11 protein-coding genes are annotated in these 18,210 nt (G+C 50.8%); 3 read left to right on the forward strand and 8 right to left on the reverse strand.

The window, feature by feature from the left end; all coding sequences use genetic code 11:
• Positions 1-89: 89 nt before the first annotated feature.
• From DXC51_RS26705 to DXC51_RS26720, 4 genes are all read right to left on the reverse strand, one after another.
• Positions 90-1,397, reverse strand: a complete 1,308-nt coding sequence (locus DXC51_RS26705; RefSeq protein WP_117545763.1) for an alpha-L-fucosidase — start codon at positions 1,395-1,397, stop codon at positions 90-92.
• Between the two features lie 9 nt (positions 1,398-1,406).
• Complete coding sequence (locus DXC51_RS26710) at positions 1,407-2,312, reverse strand: carbohydrate ABC transporter permease (protein ID WP_021637417.1); 906 nt, start codon at positions 2,310-2,312, stop codon at positions 1,407-1,409.
• Between the two features lie 11 nt (positions 2,313-2,323).
• Complete coding sequence (locus tag DXC51_RS26715) at positions 2,324-3,241, reverse strand: ABC transporter permease (RefSeq protein ID WP_021637416.1); 918 nt, start codon at positions 3,239-3,241, stop codon at positions 2,324-2,326.
• A gap of 226 nt (positions 3,242-3,467) precedes the next feature.
• Positions 3,468-5,171, reverse strand: a complete 1,704-nt coding sequence (locus DXC51_RS26720; RefSeq protein WP_021637414.1) for an ABC transporter substrate-binding protein — start codon at positions 5,169-5,171, stop codon at positions 3,468-3,470.
• A gap of 433 nt (positions 5,172-5,604) precedes the next feature.
• On the opposite strand from DXC51_RS26720, the gene DXC51_RS26730 reads away from it, so the two are divergent.
• Entirely contained in the window at positions 5,605-6,534 is a 930-nt protein-coding gene (locus DXC51_RS26730) for an alpha/beta fold hydrolase (RefSeq protein ID WP_025488639.1), read from the forward strand.
• Positions 6,535-6,667: 133 nt separating this feature from the next.
• A complete protein-coding gene (locus DXC51_RS30335; protein ID WP_117545764.1) occupies positions 6,668-7,990 on the forward strand; it encodes a DUF1186 domain-containing protein in 1,323 nt (440 codons plus the stop codon).
• A 258-nt stretch (positions 7,991-8,248) separates the two neighbouring features.
• On the opposite strand, the gene DXC51_RS26740 is transcribed toward DXC51_RS30335, so the two are convergent.
• Positions 8,249-10,363: an alpha-L-rhamnosidase-related protein gene (locus tag DXC51_RS26740; RefSeq protein WP_117545765.1), complete on the reverse strand. Its 2,115-nt coding sequence runs from the start codon at positions 10,361-10,363 to the stop codon at positions 8,249-8,251.
• Positions 10,329-10,538, reverse strand: coding sequence for a hypothetical protein (locus tag DXC51_RS29745; protein ID WP_025488637.1), 210 nt, complete (start codon positions 10,536-10,538; stop codon positions 10,329-10,331). Before DXC51_RS29745 ends, DXC51_RS26740 begins: the two co-directional genes overlap by 35 nt.
• A gap of 40 nt (positions 10,539-10,578) precedes the next feature.
• Between DXC51_RS29745 and DXC51_RS26745 the strand changes: the two genes are divergently transcribed.
• Positions 10,579-11,619 carry an AraC family transcriptional regulator gene (locus tag DXC51_RS26745; protein WP_181970212.1) on the forward strand — a complete coding sequence of 347 codons (1,041 nt, stop codon included), beginning with the start codon at positions 10,579-10,581 and terminating at the stop codon, positions 11,617-11,619.
• A gap of 110 nt (positions 11,620-11,729) precedes the next feature.
• Here DXC51_RS26745 and DXC51_RS26750 read toward each other — a convergent pair whose 3' ends face one another.
• Both DXC51_RS26750 and eno read right to left on the reverse strand, forming a co-directional pair.
• The gene (locus tag DXC51_RS26750; RefSeq protein WP_117545767.1) at positions 11,730-16,604 is read right to left on the reverse strand and encodes a CheR family methyltransferase; all 4,875 of its coding nucleotides are present in this window, start codon (positions 16,602-16,604) and stop codon (positions 11,730-11,732) included.
• Positions 16,605-16,900: 296 nt separating this feature from the next.
• A complete protein-coding gene (gene eno / locus DXC51_RS26760; RefSeq protein ID WP_117545769.1) occupies positions 16,901-18,202 on the reverse strand; it encodes a phosphopyruvate hydratase in 1,302 nt (433 codons plus the stop codon).
• Positions 18,203-18,210 lie beyond the last annotated feature (8 nt).

Genomic DNA, 18,210 nt, shown 5'->3' on the forward strand with positions numbered 1-18,210 from the left:
CAGGGCGGCAGGACCGCGGCGGCGAGAGCCCCTGTGAGGCGGGAACGGGAGACTCCGGCATATTTTCAATCTGCCGGAGGACACCGCTATTATTCATTCATTTCCACTGCCAGCACATAATCTGTGGGATCCGGCAGCACGGGATCGGGGCCGAGGGAGGCGAACACAATATCAGGATAATCGCTGTGCACCCAGCTATCGGACACCGGGATTTCATAGCCGTCCGCCAGCGCCCGTATTTTCTTCACCCTGGATTTATCCAGACCGAGAAGGGGCACCGGGCCAATAGTATTTTCAAACATATGGAAATAATAGGTGTTTCCCTTGCTGGTAACCCGTCCATAATCCGGCTTTGGAACGCCGGCCGGCCCGCAGCCGTAAATGCTGTCCCCGTTTTTCTTCATCCAGCGGCCGATTTCCTCCAGGATCTCCACCGAGCGGGGCGGGAAATTGCCGTAGGCGTCAGGCCCCACATTCAGAAGCATGTTTCCGCCCTTGGATACGCATTCCACCAGCTTCTTGATAAGCATCGGGGCCGGCTTGTAAAAATGGTCCGTCCCGCAGTAGCCCCAGTGATTGTTCATGGTCACACAGGCCTCCCAGGCAAGCGGCCTGCCTTCCTTATCCAAAAGTCCGTTGGGAGGAATTATCTGTTCCGGGCTTACAAAGTCCCCATGATAAGGCGTGGGGCTGCATTCCGCCAGGGAACCCATTCCTTCCCCGCTCACCTCCAGCCTGTTATCGATGATCACCTGCGGCTGCAGGGAACGCACCATATTGATCAGCCGGGTGGCGCCCCATTTCTCCCCGCGCATGTCATCGTAGGAGAAATCAAACCAGAGCAGATCCAGCTGTCCGTAATTGGTACAGATTTCCTCCACCTGCCGGTGCATGTACTCGATGTACCTGCCAAAATCCCGGTTTTCATTTCCGCATTCCGGATGGTTTCGCATGGGATGGTTGCGATCCTGGTAATGGGGATAATCGTCATGATACCAGTCCAGCAGGGTGAAATAAAGCCCCACCTTCAGCCCCTCCGCCCGGACCGCCTCCACATATTCCTTCACCAGATCCCGCCCGGCCTTTGTATTTGTCGCCTTGTATTCCGTATACTTGCTGTCAAACAGGCAGAAGCCATCGTGATGCTTGGCCGTGAGCACCATATATTTCATGCCAGCCTGCTTTGCCATCCTCGCCCATTCCCTGGGCTTAAAATCCCTGGCGTCAAATTCCTCAAAATACTTCTGATACTCTTCAATTGTCATTTCCTCGGTGCTGCGGATCCACTCACCCCTTGCAGGAATGGAATACAGCCCCCAGTGGATGAACATACCGAACCTTGCATCCCGGTACCATTCCATCCTCTTCTCATATTCTTCTCTGTTAAATTGATACATATCCTTTCCTCACCCTTTCACTGCCCCAATCATAACACCTTTTACAAAATATTTCTGCACAAAAGGATAAATACACAGAACCGGCAGGGAAGCCACAACGATGGTGGAATATTTCAGCAGGTCCGTCAGGCCTCTCTGCGCCGCAATGGCCGAAGCATCGCTTATCATCGTGTAATCCACCTGATTCAGAATCAGGATATCCCGCAGTACAATCTGCAGCGGCACCATTGTCTGGCTTTTCAGATAAATCATGGCGTCAAAGTAGGAATTCCATTTTGTCACCCCGTAATACAGCACAAGCACGGCCAGAATCGGCTTTGACAGCGGCACCACTACCCGAAGCAGATATTTGAAGGGCGTACAGCCGTCCAGCTGCCCCGCTTCATACAGTTCATCCGGAATGGAATTCACAAAATAAGTCCGGCAGATGATCATATTGTAAGTGGACATGGCGGAAGGGATGATCATTGACCACCTTGTATTTACCAGTCCCAGGGAATTTACCAGCATATATGTGGGAATCAGCCCGCCGCTGAAATACATGGTAAACACAAAGATCATCGCCACCTTGTTCCTGGCCGTAAATTCCTTTCTGGACAACGGATAGGCGCACATTACGGTCATGACGATATTGACTAATGTCCCCACTATCATATAGTAAAAGGAATTGGCAAAGCCGGTGAGAATATTCCTGTTCTTAAAAACCGCCTGATAGCCCCGCAGCGTGGGACGCACCGGCAGGAACCACACTTCATTGCTGATTACCGCCTGCGGGTCGGAAAACGAAGCGCTCACAATATAGACCAGCGGCAGAAATACCACCAGCATAATGGCCGCCAGCAGGATATAGATCAAAATGATAAATATTTTATCTCCCAAAGGAGCCTTTCCGAACTTTTTCAATTGATTTCCCATAACGCTCCCCCTTACCACAGACTGGTTTCCGTAATTTTTTTGGAAATCTGGTTCACCGTCACCAGCATGATGAAGCTCACCAGCGACTGGAACAGGCCCGCCGCCGTGGAGAAGCCGTAGTCTGCGTTCACCAGGCCGACCTTATATACGAAGGTGGCGATAACTTCGGATTTTGCCAGGTTCATGCTGTTCTGCATCAGGAATACCTTGTCAAAACCGATATTGATCATATTGCCGCAGGCGAAAATCAGCATTGTCACCACAGTGGGCCGGATAGCCGGCAGATCCACATGCCAGATTCTCTGCAGGCGGCTGGCGCCGTCCACAATGGCCGCTTCCTTCAGCTCCGGGCTGACGCCGGCCAGCGCCGCTATGTAAATAATGGCCGAATAGCCCGCCGTCTGCCACACGCCGCTCCATACATACAGGCTTCTGAAAATATCCACATCCCCGAAGAAATTCACCGGCCCCACGCCGAACAGCCCCAGCAGCTTGTTGATGATGCCGATACGCAGATCCGTCATCTGCATGAGCATGCCGACCATAACCACCGTGGAAATAAAATAGGGGGCATAGGTTATCATCTGTACGGTTTTCTTGAATTTTACCGCCTTCACCTCATTCAGCCCCACCGCCAGCAGAATCGGGATGGGAAAGCTTGCAAGGAGGCTGTAAAAGCCCAGCACCAGCGTATTGATAATAACCTTGGAGCTGGAAGGGGACAGCAGGAACTGTTTAAAATATCTCAGCCCCACCCAGTCGCTGCCCCAGATCCCCTTTCTGATGCTGTAGTCCTTAAAGGCCAGAATCACCCCGCCCATGGGAATATAGGCAAATACAATGGCATAAATGAGCGGCACCGCTATAATCGCCCAGAACTGCCAGTTGGAATTCTTTACCCTGTTCTTATTTTTTGCTTTTACTTTCATCGCACCTGTTTTCAAAGCATTCCCTCCTCCTCTGCCTTAAGATCAAAATCCTTTGCTGCCCGTCCTGGCCTTCTTCTGTAGAAAAAGGCGCCCCCTTTTCCGGAGGCGCCTTCGCTCCTGACACCGGCAGCGCCTTACGGCAAATGCCATTTATTCCCGCGGCCGCAGGCCGGACTGATGCACGTATGCGTCCGCCTGGCGGCTGCCGCGAGGGTCAAATACCATTTTACTTTGAGCTTTGCCTGTCATATGCGGTCTGATAAACCTCCAGCAGCGTAGGCAGGCCTACGTTGTCAAAGCCTTTTACATAAGAATCCCAGTCCTTATCAAAGTCTTTTCTGCCGGTGATGAACGCAACCTTATTTTCTTCAATGTAGTTTTCCACTTCCACGCCAATGGTCTGGATTTTGGTAGCTTCCTCATCCGTCAGCTTCAGGTAAGGCAGCACATCCCAGTCGCCTTCCTTCTGTGCGTAAGGCTCCATTTTTTCCTTGGTGGCGTCATACAGCAGTTTTTCCAGCCCCAGCGAGGTTCCCACATCCACATTCTGATCCGTGCTTTCACCAAGACGGAACTCTGCGGGGAAATACTTCACCTGCACGTCCTGCCAGTCATGGTTCTGTGCCTCGCCTGAGTAAGGATTGAGCACCTCATACATGGCCGGTTCGCCGTTCAGACCCTTCTTTCCTTCCGGGTTCAGAACCCAGTCGGTGCCTTCTTCAGCGCCGTACTGAGAAGAAAGAGCGCCCTCTGTGGTAAAAAAGTAATCGATCCAGCGAAGCGCAGCTTCGGGATATTTACATTTATCGGTAACGAAGAAATCGCCTTCACCCAGGCCTGCATATTTCATGTAGGTAGCCCGTCTGGTTCCGTCCGGGCCGGCGATGGGAGCCATTACCTGATAATGTCTGTAGGTTTCATTATTGTTGTCCGCATCAAAATGGTTGGAAATGGTCCCGCAGGGCAGGAACAGAACCGGTTCGCCTTCCTGATTGGCCAGGGCGCGCAGCTGCTCCTCTGTCTGTGTGAAGTCGCCGTCATAAATAGCGCCCAGTTTATACAGGCTGTTCATATATTTTAATGCTTCCTTATACTCATCGGTATTGGCAATCGTCCTTATCTTGCCTTCCGGTGCCAGGCCTACCTCCACGCGGTAATCCTGGGATTTGGAAGGGGAAAGTATGAAGGCGTTGGTCATCCATTCCTCAAATCTGGCATGCCAGCCGTCCTTCGCCCCGCCTACCGCTATGCCTGTAGGGTTGATTTCCAGGAATTTCTTACATGCGTCATAAAATTCATCCGTGGTGGTGGGGACATCGATCCCCATCTTGTCCAGCCAGTAGGTGTTCACCCACATTTTCTTGGCGTACATACAATGGTAGCATTCGTTAAGCCCGCAGATAGCGTAAATATGGCCGTCCGTCTGCCTGGTAGCATCTATATATTCTCCCATATTCGCCATATAGTTGGGCATATTTGCCTCAATTAAATCGTCCAGCTGCAGAAGGATGCCTTCCTTCACGCCGTATTTTGCCTGGCTGGGGCTTGCAAACATGATCATGTCCGGGTAATCGCCCGTACTGAAGGCCAGGTTCAGCTTGGTTTCCCAGTCGTCTCTGCTGCCAGTCTCAAAGTTGATCTTGATGCCGGTCTTTTCTTCCATAAATTTAGTAAAATCATTGGTTGCGAAATCCTCCACGTTAGGCATGGATACGCAGAACAATGTCAGTTCTATAGGTTCCTTTACAATGGGATAGGTGCCCGTCTCCGTAAGAATGCCTGTGGAGCCTGAATCGGCCTGTGCTTCACCATTCTCCGCTTTCTCCCCGGTACCTCCTGTTTCCTTTGTGGTGCCCCCGCCGCAGGCTGCCAGACTGAACGTCATGAGCAGGCAAAGCAGAAGCGCTGTTGCTTTTTTCAGCTTTCTCATTAATCTCCCTCTCCTTTCTGTAAATCAGCTCCATTATCGCTGTTTAGTCCCTTGAGTTTGTGCATCTTTCAGAACTATAATTTATTTTAAATGTATCTATAAGCAATTACTACGCACGATTTTTATTTTAGCCAGACATTTTTATGCAAAATGTCCGAAAACACCCAATTTACGGGCATTCCGGAGATGTCTAAAAATGTGCGGCTTATTCCCACCGGAAATCACCGATACCGGACATGCTAAAAACCCGGGCTGCAACAGCAGGCGTCCCGGCGGATACAGGCAGCAGCCGGGGACCGATGATTACAAAAATATAATAATTGACACATGCATTTTCGTAACTTACAATGAAAACAGAGGTAACCGCATAAACGGTGAAAGCACCGGACAGTAGTGTGCTGAGACAAAAAATAAGAAGCAGGAGGTGTTATTTATGTTGCATGAGGTAAGCTTTCCGTCTTACAACAAACGTGACGAGGTACAGGGATGGATTTATGTCCCTGCTGCCAGGCCGAAAGGGATTGTGCAGATTATCCACGGATTCGGCGAGCATTCCAGAAGATATCTGCACATGATTTCCAAATTTATGGATGCAGGCTTCATCGTAGCTGCCGACGACCATGTGGGGCACGGGAAAACGGCAATGGTAAGCGGCGTCTGGGGCGACTGGGGCGATGCAGGGTTCCACACCATGATGGAAGACGAACACACGCTGAAGGAACTGGTCTGTGAGAAATACCCGAACCTTCCCTATTTCCTTTTCGGGCACAGCATGGGCTCCTTTATCGCCAGGGATTACGCGGCAAAATACGGCGATGAGCTGGCAGGCGTCACCATCTGCGGCACCACGGGCAGCTTCCGCGGCGCGGCGGAAACCGCACTGCTTCTCAAAAAAGCCATGGACGACGGCCTGGGGACCGATTCCAATCCGGAATTTACCGGCGCCCTCATGGGTTGGATGTGTGAACGCTGTGACGACGTTACCATCGGCAACGAATGGATCTGTTCTGATCCTTATGTCCAGCGCGACCATGCGGAGGATCCCTTCGACGCCTTTACCAGGCCCACCAGCAACCGGTCCATGTATGATTTTACCCAGATGATGCTGTCCATCGAAGGCACACAGTGGGCAGAAAAGGTGCCCACGTCGCTTGCCTTCTACAATATCGGCGGCGACCAGGATCCTGTGGGCGAGTACGGCAAGGGCATTTATGAGGTTTCAAACTGGCTGTGCGAAACCGGGCATGAGGTTACCACCAGGGTCTATTCCGGCTACCGGCATGAGATACATAATTACAGTGATATCAAGGATGAGGTGGAGGACGGCATCCTTCAGTTTATGCTGGCGGCGGTTCCCTCCTGATACAGCGGGAAACCCCGCAGGCCTTCACAGCGCCGGGACAACGTTAGCCGTAAGCTGAAGCTGCGTCCCCAACGCCGGTTACGCAGAAAGCGGCTCTGTCCGAACAATCAGCAAAAGTGCAAGGAGCTACCACATGAAAAACAAGATGTCCGTACAGACAGCGATAGAAAAAATCACTTATGTTACCAATGATTTTCCTGAAGAGCCGTTCCGCATACTGTCAGAAAACCCGCAGGAAGCCATCCCTTACTTAATGGAAGGCATAAAGAAAGCATTAACGGAACAGGATCGGCTGGATGTAAATTATCAGCTACATTTTTACGCGCTTTTTCTGCTGGCGGAGTTTGGTTATCAGGAAGCCTTCCCAACAGTTATGGAACTGATCTCCATACCAGCCAATACCTTAGATACTTTACTTGGCGGTGCAATTACGGAAGGACTGGATGATTGCCTTTACAGTCTGTATAACGGCGATATTGATTTGCTGGAATCCTACATTATAGAAACACAGTCCAACAGCTATGCAAAAAATGCTGCGCTCAGAGTCTATATTCAGCTATACAATGATGGGGAAATACAGCAGCAAAGGCTGATGGATTTATTCAAAAAGCTGATTTATGCGCCGGTGGTTGAGGACGACACCTTTGACACCATGGTTTCCGCTGCAGTCTGCGACTGCCGCCTGTTCTCCATGCTTCCTGACGTTAAATATATGTATGATTATGATCGGGTGGATGAATCTTATTATGGAGATTATGCAGATTGTGTGGATTCCATATTTAATTACGGCCCCTACCGTGAAAGGGGCCTTAATAAAATTAACAGTGCCGCAGACATGTTGAGGAACTGGGCTATGTTTGACCAGCCCACTGATTCTAAGTCCAAAAAAGACGCCACAAAAAAAGATTTTGAAAAAATACTGCATAAAATGATTGCTTCCGCGCAGCAGCCGGTAAAAACAGAAAAAATATATCCAAACGATCCCTGCCCCTACGGAAGCGGGAAAAAATACAAAAAATGTTGTATGAACAAAGCTGCCGATAAAAAGGAAGAGCTTACAATGGCAGCGGACAGGAAAAAATGGCTGGAAAGTTATCCTGAAGATCCCGGCTGCCGGATTGAGGGCCATATCTACCTGAGTGATTTCTATGACCGGGAAGCGATAGAAACGGATAAGCTGGTCTATCTCGCCCTGAAGCACCGGGCCGAATTTATTACCATGCGCGAAACACAGGAACAAAAAATCAAACGCCGGACTTATTATCTGCTCAAGGCCTTTTCCAGATATGTGGAGAGGTGCAAAGCGGAGGACATTCGTACCTTCCGGGAATATGATGATAAATACAGTATCCACTATACCAGCGCTGAATGGCTGAATTACCTGATACAGCTGCTGGAAGAACAAAAGCTTTCTGCGGAATTGAAAGAAGTAAAAAGCTTTTGTGCCGGAAGATAAGCAACACCAGTGAAAAGGGGCCGCATGCGGCCCCTTTTTGTTATGTTTTTCTGAAAGAACTATCTGCGTATATATCGCTGGTTCCGGCTTCTTGGCTTAAGTTGTGATATTAAAAAACGGTCGATAATATTCCAAAATACTTTCCTCCGGGTTTAACTTACTTACTATCTTGCTGCCTTCAGTATACCACATTTTTATTAACTATTACAAAATTATGATAAAACAGGTAAGAATGCTTAGTCTATGATAAAGCATCCCCTACCGCCCTTTCACCACAATATGCTTTCCCCGTTCCAGCGTATACTCCTTTCCGGCCGCCTTCAGCACGCCGCCGTCCTTATCCGTATACACATCCAGCACGCCGTCCTTCCAGTCCATCCACACCGTCCCTTCATTCACAGGGAAGCTGCAGGAAAAACTGTCAAAAAGCTCCAGCTGCGGCTCCACCGCAAAGGTTTCATAGGCCGTCCCTGTGGGCCTGACGCCCATGCAGTACCTGCCCAGCAGATAGATGGGGCTCGCCCCCCAGGCATGGCACAGGCTCTTGCCGTATTTATCCCCGTACATGCCGTACTGCTCTTCCTCCGGCTGTTCCGGCTTGTATTCCTCCCAGAAGGTATCCGCTCCCCGCTCCAGCATCCCTCCCCAATAGCTTTTTAACGTATCCATCACCACTTCAAAGCGTCCCAGCTTTGCCAGCGCTTCCAGCTCGTAGAACTTGAAATACGGCGTAGTGATCGCGGCAACCTCCTCATTCAGAAGAACCTTGTGAAGGATGCTTTCCGTTTCCGCCTCATCCGCATAACCGAACAGCACGGCAAAAATATTGGCATGACGCGTTACATTCCTGCGCCCTGACTGATAGCTGTCAATAAAAGCGCCCTTTTCCTCATCCCAGAAAAACTGTCTGATATTTTTAAGAAGTGCCTCCTTCCGGACATCAAATTCCTCCGCATCCAGCCCCAGCAGCCTGCGCACGGAAGCCACAGCCTCGTAACTTCTGGCCAGCAGCTGCTGCTCCGCGCACAGTATCCCTTCCTTGTCCAGCTCCGCCCAGTCAATATAGATCCAGTCGCCTTCCCTCCCGTATATAAAGCCCTGCCCGTCCGTCTGCTCCATACAGTAACGCAGAAGGGATTCCATCCTGGGATATACCATGCGGATAAAATCCAGATCCCCCGACATGTTATAGTAATTTTCCAGGCTGATAATCCAGTACATGGAATAATCCACAATTGTATTGATATGCTCCGTCACCGGATCATTTCCCCGCAGCGCCAGAATCGTCCGTTTGCAGATATCCTTGTCAAAAAACAGGTACTGGTTAATAAAATAGCTCTGATACGCATCTCCCGACCAGATCCAGCGATCCCTTTTCACCCCGTCCAGAAAAAAAATGCCGCTGGCCAGCCGGAATGTGGTATCCGCCACCTCCCAAATCCTGTTTATCAGCCCGTCACTGCAGGAAAAGCTGCTTCTTTTCGGGAAATCCACATATTTATACAACGCTTCCACCGTAACCAGCGAAGCGTTTTCCCCCTCCGGTACGAAAATATAACGGAATGCCCTGAGCTTGGTATGATAGCGCTGCCCGGACTCCCAGCGCCCGAACGGGGAAGCCCCACAGTCCGCCTCTCTTTCAGGCCCGCTGGCACAGCCCGCCGGTACGCTGTCCTTTTTCCCCGGGATTTCCAGTACCTGCTTCAGATAACACAGCTGCGTATCCAGCGCCTCCGTCCGGGATTCCCCGTAGCACAACGTCACCTGATCCGGCCTCTCCTCCCCGTTTATTTTTATCAGCGTATCCGCCGTCAGCTCCCTGCCGAAATCATACAGCACTCCCCCGTTCACCCGTTCTGTGGAGACAGGCCGGCATAATTCCTGCGTATATTCGAATATCTGGGGATCCTGTTGTGCCCTTACATACATGTCATTCCATCCCACCGGCACTTCGGGCGCCGCAAAATCCGTTACAGTCCAGTTTTTTCCAGAACGGATTACCTCTCCCTCCACATAGATGCAGGGAAGCCCGGTACGGTTTCCTATTACCACATCAATCCCTATTTCTTTTGCAGGACAGGAAATCCATTCCCCGATCGTATACTTTTTTTCCAGATAAAAGGGCTGTCCTTCCGGGAACCAGGACGGCGCCTTCTCCTCCCATTTTACCAGCACGTGGCCGATTCCCTTTGCTGTCACCCGAAATGCCGTCTCCTTTTCCAGCCGGCAGGACGCATGGAAAACCACATGATGGCGGCAGTCCGCTATATGCCAGTAGGCCGGCCAGAAAAAGCCCCGCTCCTCCCTGTCAAAATTCTGGCACATGCCGTGATAAATCTCAAAATCTCCGGGATACCATATCCAATTCGCCATATTTTCCCCTTTCATAGCTGCGCGGCCGCTTTGCAGCCAGCGTTTTCTTTCCGCAATGCAGCGTTTTCTTTTCCAAAGCACAACCGATTGTACTTTTATTTACAGCTATTATATAATAAGCCATGGGAGCTTCTAAACGTCCGATTCCCGTTTCCGGCTCCCATACTACGCCCAAAACCCAGTTGCTTCCTTACACACATTTCACAGGAGAACCGATGAAAAAACAGAAAAAAGCTTCCGTTACCTCCGAGCAGGCCGTGGATATGCTGGTCCATAATAACTGGACCGCCTCTTCGGATCATCTGACAATTATAACGCCGCTGACCCTGTTCTATAAAATCAGGGATGAAAAAACAGGGAAGCTCCTGCACGCCGCAGTCTATCCCGGCGCCATGAGCTGCGATTACCAGCCCAACAACGCCGCCCTGCACCAGCACGACCATTTTGAGCTGATGTATGTGCTTGACGGTGAGCTGACAAATAAAATCGAACGGATTTCCTATACCTATAAAAAAGGGGACGCCTGCCTTCTGAACCGCAACACCCGGCATACGGACATCCCGGGCCAGCGCTGCAGCGTAGTTTTTATCAACTTCCATGCGCAGTATATCCTGGAGCTTATGGAAAAGGATGTGCTTTTTGAATTAAGCCCCCAAATCACACCGCCGGGCGGGGCTATCCATGATTTCCTGCGCTCCAACCTTCAGGGAGAGGAACGTTTTGCCAGAAATTATCTGGAATTTTCCTCCACCCTGCATTCCCTTGCCGCTCCGTCCGTAGGCCCTGCGGAAACGATCATTGACCAGCTGCAGCAGGAAATGGTGAGTGCCCGGCCCGGCTATTCTTACCTGCTGCGCGGCCTGCTGCTGCGCCTGTTTTACACCCTGGAGGACAAGACCAGCTTCCACTGCAATTTCATGCGCCTGGATTCCAGCAATGAGGATTTTCTGTTCGCCCGCATTTCCAACTGCCTGGAGGAAAGCCACGGCAATATCTCCCGCCCGGAGCTTTCCCGGGCGCTGCATTATAATGCGGAATACCTGAACCAGATTGTAAAACGGCGCACAGGCGCCAGCCTGCTGAAGCTGGCCGGACAGTACCGCCTGGATCATGCCAGGCAGCTTCTTACGAAGACGGACAAAAGCGTCACCGCAATTGTTGAGGAGCTGGGCTTCACCGGCACCTCCCATTTCTATAACCTTTTCCGCAGGGAAACCGGCATGTCCCCCCTTGAATACCGGGAAAAAAATTCATAAAAAATACGGCGCACCGCAGATATCCTTTCTGCATAGCCGCCGTATTTTTCATATCAGATAAATACCTTTTGATCTCCTGTTTTCATTTACGGCACGCCCTCATGGGAAGCTTACCGGGTTTTCGCCTTTGACAGATACTCGCTTAAAAGCTTAACCAGCTTTTCAATCTCAATAGGCTTGGTGGTATGGGCGTTCATCCCTGCATTGAGGGAGCGTTCCACATCCTCCTTGAATGCGTTGGCGCTCATGGCGATAATGGGGATTTCCTGCGCGCCCTTTTTACCGCTCTTTCTGATTTCCCTGGCAGCCGTAAGACCGTCCATTACAGGCATCTGGATATCCATCAGAATCAAATCATAATACCCAACCGGCCTTTTCAGATAGCTCTTCAGCGCTTCCTTTCCGTTCTTCCTGCGTTCCACCTGAAAATCGTAGCTGCCCAGCAGTGTCTGGGCAATCTCCGCGTTGAGATCATTGTCCTCCGCCAAAAGGATTCTTTTTTCTTTATAGGAAACGCCTTCCTGCGCCTCTGCCTGATCCTTTGGTTCCTCATTTTCCCGGCACTCGGATAATTTCATGGGAATGGTAAAATAAAATTCCGAACCGGCCCCCACCTGGCTTTCTATCTGGAGGGTGCCTCCCAGCAGCTCCACCAGATTCTTGCAGATAGCAAGCCCCAGCCCTGTGCCGGGCACTTTACTGATATTTTCCCCGTCTCCCTGTTCGAACGCTTCAAAAATCACATCCTGGTTATCCTCACTGATGCCGCAGCCCGAATCTTTGACACGGAACGTGAATTCCGCCTGTTCGTCGTCCCCGGGCGTCTCCTCCGCAATCAGCACCACCATCCCCATGGACTGGGTAAACTTAATGGCATTGCTCAGCAGGTTGCCCAAAATTTCCCGCAGGAAAACCGGATCTGAAACCACGCCGGAATGCCGGATGCTGATAGCCCGTGTCAGGCCGACCCCGCTCCTGGAAGCGGAGAAGCTGTATTCGCTGATGATTTCCTCCAACAGCGAACGCAGATCAAAGGCAGTCTCCCGGCATTCCATCTTCCCGCTCTCAATCTTGGACATATCCAGCACATCATTCACCAGCATCTGCAGGTGCTGCATGGAAAGCTTCATTTTATCCAGACAGTCCGTAATTTTGTCTTTGTCGTCCAGATTCAGCCTCGCTATATCGATCATACCCATAATACCGTTCATAGGCGTGCGGATCTCATGGCTCATCTTTGACAGGAACCCTGTTTTAGCCGCATTGGACTGGATCGCGACCGCCAGCTCCATCTGCGCTTCCTTCAGACGTTCCCGTTCCGTCACATCAAGGAAGGTAAACTGGACGATGGCAGCGCTTTTATCCTCCATAATCCAGTTGGCGGTTCCCTCGATGGTAGTGGAGCCTCCGTCCTTCTTCGTCAGGTTGAAACGAACCTCCCTCTGTTCCCCCGGCTTGCCCAGGGAATGCATGAAGGCGCCGATCTTTGCCAGACAATTCTGGTGTTCGTCCTGCGGCTTCTCATTAAACAGCTGCTTTTCGATATCCGCTTCATTTTTTTCATCCAGAACATCAAGCGCAATCCGGTTAATGCTCAGGATTTTATTACTTCTGATATCCACCTGAACGATTCCGCAAACCGCCGTATTATACAGCAGCTTATAGAGTCTGTCATACCTGTCGCGCTCCGCCTCTACCTGCTGCAGCGCACGCTTTCTTTCCGTGGTATCCATAAAGGTACTCTGAATCAGCGTCTTTCCGTCCGGCGTGATGATTACCTTCGCCACTCCCGTTACCCAGCGTACACCGTCATGCTTTGTATAAACCCGGTGTTCAAATTTAACGCACTCCCCTTCTTTTTTCAGTGAAAGAAGCGTGCGCCGAATATAATCCGCATCCTCAGAAACAGATACCTCGGGAAGCGTCTGCGCCGTCTGCCTGCGGAACTCCTCCATGGATTCATATCCCAGCATCTGGAGCGCCTCGCTGTTGGCATTATAACAGCGCAGTGTGTTATCCTCTATTTCATACTGCACTATTCCGCAGACCACGTTCTGGTACAGCTTATTATAATAATCACGTTCCTTCTTAAGCTGTTCTTCATACTCCTTAATCAGAGAAATATCCGTAACAATACACTGCAGTTCAATGTGATGCTCCTGCCGGAATACCACAGCCTGCATGGAACACCAGCGGCTCATCCCATCCTTCTGCCACAGGCGGCATTCCGCCTTAAGAAGCCTGCCGTCTGAAACAGCCATCCGGATTTCGTCCTTTAATTCCACCCAGTCCGAGGCGTGAAGGAGGTTATCGAAACGATTATGTAAATCCAGGCGCATTTCCTCTGCTGAATAACCGATTAGGTCAAAAAAGCTGTCATTTGCATATTCTATTACCAGTATATCGTCAAATCTCAGACGGAGCACGCCGCCCGGGACGCTGTCCGTCAGATGCTTCAGGTCGAACTTGGCCGCCTCCAGACGCTTGGTAATGTCAAACATGGATACCAGAACTCCCTTGGGGGTATGAGCATGGTCAAAATACGGACGGATCCGCACCAGCCAGATTACGTTATTCTGATCCGTAATCTCCTTCTCCACAATTTTTCCCTGTCTTGACACATCGGTTACATCCTGCCTGAAGTCGGGATAGGAATCCAGAAAATTAATCTGGTTCACCGGACGTTCCAAATCCGTAATCCGCAGATTCGTATGCTGGAGCATAATGGGCGTAATTTTACGGATGTGCATCTTTTCATCCACATACAACGCGCCCACATCCGCATTGAGCAGAAGGTTATCAAAGTCAGCATTGGCAGTGGTCAGCTCTACGATTTTATTCTGATATTCGGCATTTATCGTATAAAGCTCTTCATTGACCGACTGCATCTCTTCATTGGTGCTCTGCAGTTCCTCATTGGATGCCAGCAGCTCCTCATTGGTGGCCTGCAGCTCTTCATTGCGGGACTCAGATTCCTCCACCGCCAGCTTCAGGTTCCAGTTGCTCTCATTCAGCGCGGTCTCCAGCGCCTGGATCCGGCTGTCCTTCAGTTCCCGCAGATCCAGCAGGTTATCCACCTTCTTCGGCTTTTCCTCCGCCTTGATCTGTACCAGATAATATTCCCCTTCTGTCAGATTAAAATAGCGCACCTTAACGCACAGGATTTCATTGGGATAATCCGACAGGCCGGTAGCCCGCCTTTCCACGATGCCGTCCGATATCTTCCGGGAATCCAGCAGCATACTATTGATAAAGGCAGCCAGGCTGGGGGAGAAAAAAGAATTAAGCCCTCCGTCAAACTGTCCGTCCTGCATCCTCATATACTGTCCGCCGCCCTGGATTACCTGTACGACCTTACAGTCCTCATTCAGCAGCACCGATGGTCCCGCCATGGCAAACAGCAGCTTCTCGGAAATGCCTGTAGAACGCAGGCCGTTTTGCACACTGCGCTCCCTCTTGCTCCGTTCCGGCTGATGCGTTAAAAAGTTCCCGCTCATATTCAACGCAGGGTACATGGAAATATCTTTCTTTGCATAGTTCTTGTTTTTGGAATAAATCTTCCATTTCTTGTCCAGCAGATTGTAGGCCTCGTCCATATCACCCATGGATTCACTGCTGCCCAAAAACACATAACCGTCCTCTGCCAGAAGCTGATAAAATGCCGCCAGCGCCTTCTGCTGCATCTCCGGCTTCACATAAATGAACATATTCCGGCAGACAATCAGATCCAGCTTGGAAAAAGGAGCATCCCTGAAAATATTATGCTTTGCGAAAACTATCATTTTACGGATTTTTTCACCGACCAGATAACCGCCGCTGGTATGCTCGAAATACTGATCCAGCATTGCCTGATCCATGTTTTCCAGAAGGCTTTCCGAATATATTCCCTTCTGCGCCGTGGCTATTGCATTCTGATCCACGTCCGTGGCAAATATCTTGACGTCTGCGGAAATATGCAGGAATTCCATGCATTCGCAGAGCAGGATTGCCAGGGAATACGCCTCCTCGCCCGTGGAACAGGCGATGCTCCACACACGGATCGCTTTCTTTTTCTTTAAGATCGGGATAATTACATTCTCTCCCAAATGGCGGAACGCTTCCTCATCCCGGAAAAAAGAGGTCACTCCGATGAGCAGATCCCTGTATAGCTGTGCCCGCTCCTCCTCCGTGGAGAGAAGATAGTCCAGATACTCTCCCATCCCATGGAATTTATTGAGGGCAATACGCCGCTCGATCCTTCTGTAAATCGTATTCGTCTTATAAATGGTAAAATCAATATCCGAATACAGGCTGATGGCATTGAGTATACAGGAATAATCCTCAGCCAGTTCCATATGCTCCAGCTCATCCTGGTGCATGGACTGAATGTGGGGATTTTTCAGATATTCCCTCAGTGAAGAGCCGATTTTCGACACATTCAGGGTCAAATCCACCATACCTGTGGAAATGGCGCTCTGCGGCATGGATGCATACTGGGCCTCGCTCGGCTTCTGGACAATTACAAGCCCGCCGTTTTCTTTGACAGATCCAATCCCGATGGCTCCGTCTGAGCCGCTTCCTGACAGAATAATAGCCACGGCATGCACATCGCTTACCGAAGCCAGTGATTGAAACAGCAGATTAATGGGCAGGTAAAGCTGGTTCCGGTCATGGACCGATTCCAGATGGAACCGTCCTTCCTTTATGGTCAATGTTTTTCCCGGATGATTTAAGTAAATGTGATTCGGCTTGGGTTCTGCTCCCTCTTCAGCCAGCTGCACCGGCAGTTTGGAGGATTTCTGCAGTATCTTATCCATCAGGCTCACGGCATCCGGTGACAGATGCTGGACAACAATAAAAGACGCCCCTGTGTCCACCGGCATATTCTGAAATAACTCCTGTAAAGCCTCCACACCTCCTGCGGAAGCCCCCACTCCGACATAGCATCGCACTTTCTGCTGATCCGGCCGGAAATTCTCCGCCGGTTCAGCTCCCTTCTCTCCCATGATATGCTCCTTTCCCCCATCAAAAAACACCTGACAGGGCTTTTACTCCATCAAGTATTCTTCCATTGTATCATCTTTTTTGATATCTTGCACATAATTTTAACGATCTGACATATTTTCTGAAAGAATTCTGGTCTTTTTCAGTACAGATACGTCCGCTCTTCCCATTTACCACGCAGGCCGCCGCGCAGACCGCAAGAAAGTGATTCAGGAATGCCAGAATCCATCCCAAAAGGCGGAAACGGGCCGCATTTCTGCCGCCCGTTTCCACAGTATCCCGATGCAGCTTGAAACTGTCACCGTCTTTCTTTTATATGAAATGCCTTTGCGCCGGGATAAACCGCGCTGTTTCCCAGTTCTTCTTCGATTCGAAGCAGCTGGTTATACTTTGCCACGCGCTCCGATCTGCTGGGCGCGCCGGTCTTGATCTGGCAGGTATTCAGTGCAACCGCCAGGTCTGCAATGGTAGTATCCTCCGTTTCGCCGGAGCGGTGGGATACAATTGCAGTATAACCCGCGTTATGGGCCATTTTAACCGCTTCCAGAGTCTCGGAAACGCTTCCGATCTGATTGAGCTTGATCAGGATGGAATTGCCGCAGCCCAGGGAAATACCTTTGCCAAGACGCAGTGTATTGGTAACAAAAAGGTCGTCTCCTACCAGCTGTACCCTGTCCCCCAGCTCCTTTGTCATCATCTGCCAGCCTTCCCAGTCCTCCTCGTCCAGACCGTCTTCTATGGAATAGATGGGATACTTCTCGCAAAGCGCTTTCCAGTGAGCCACAAGCTGCCCGGAGGTAAATTTCTTCCCGCTCTTGGGGAGCAGGTATTCCCCTTTCTTTTCTCCCTTCCATTCGCTTGACGCCGCGTCCATGGCAAGGACAAAATCCTTTCCAGGCTCATAGCCGGCTTTCCGTACCGCCTCCAGTATTAACTGAATCGCTTCTTCATCACTGGACAGATTCGGCGCAAAGCCACCCTCATCGCCTACGGAAGTTGCAAGCCCGCGGGACTTCAAAAGCGCTGCCAGCGCATGAAACACCTCCGTGCACCAACGCAGGCCTTCCCGGAAGCTTTCCGCCCCCACAGGCATGATCATGAACTCCTGTACATCCACCGTATTCGCCGCATGCGCGCCGCCGTTTAAGATATTCATCATCGGAACAGGCAGCCGGTTGCCTGAAACGCCGCCCAGGAAACGATACAGCGGCAGCTCCAGGGCTGCGGCAGCCGCTCTCGCACAGGCGATGGATACCGCCAGGATCGCATTGGCGCCCAGATTGGATTTATCCTCGCTTCCATCTGCGTCAATCATAGCCTTATCCACGCCATAGGTATCGGAAGCGTCCATTCCCTTCAGCGTGTCGCGAATCACAGTATTGATATTATGTACCGCCCTGGTCACACCTTTTCCGCCGAAACGGCCCTTGTCGCCGTCCCTCAGCTCCAGCGCCTCAAACTCTCCGGTGGATGCGCCGCTGGGGGCCGCTGCGCGCCCCATAGCGCCGCAGGCCAGCGTTACCTCAGCCTCCACTGTGGGATTGCCCCTGGAATCAATAATTTCACGGCCGGTTACTTTTTCAATTTCCAGTTTTTTCATATTCAAAT

The sequence above is a fragment of the Eisenbergiella massiliensis genome (assembly GCF_003435485.1).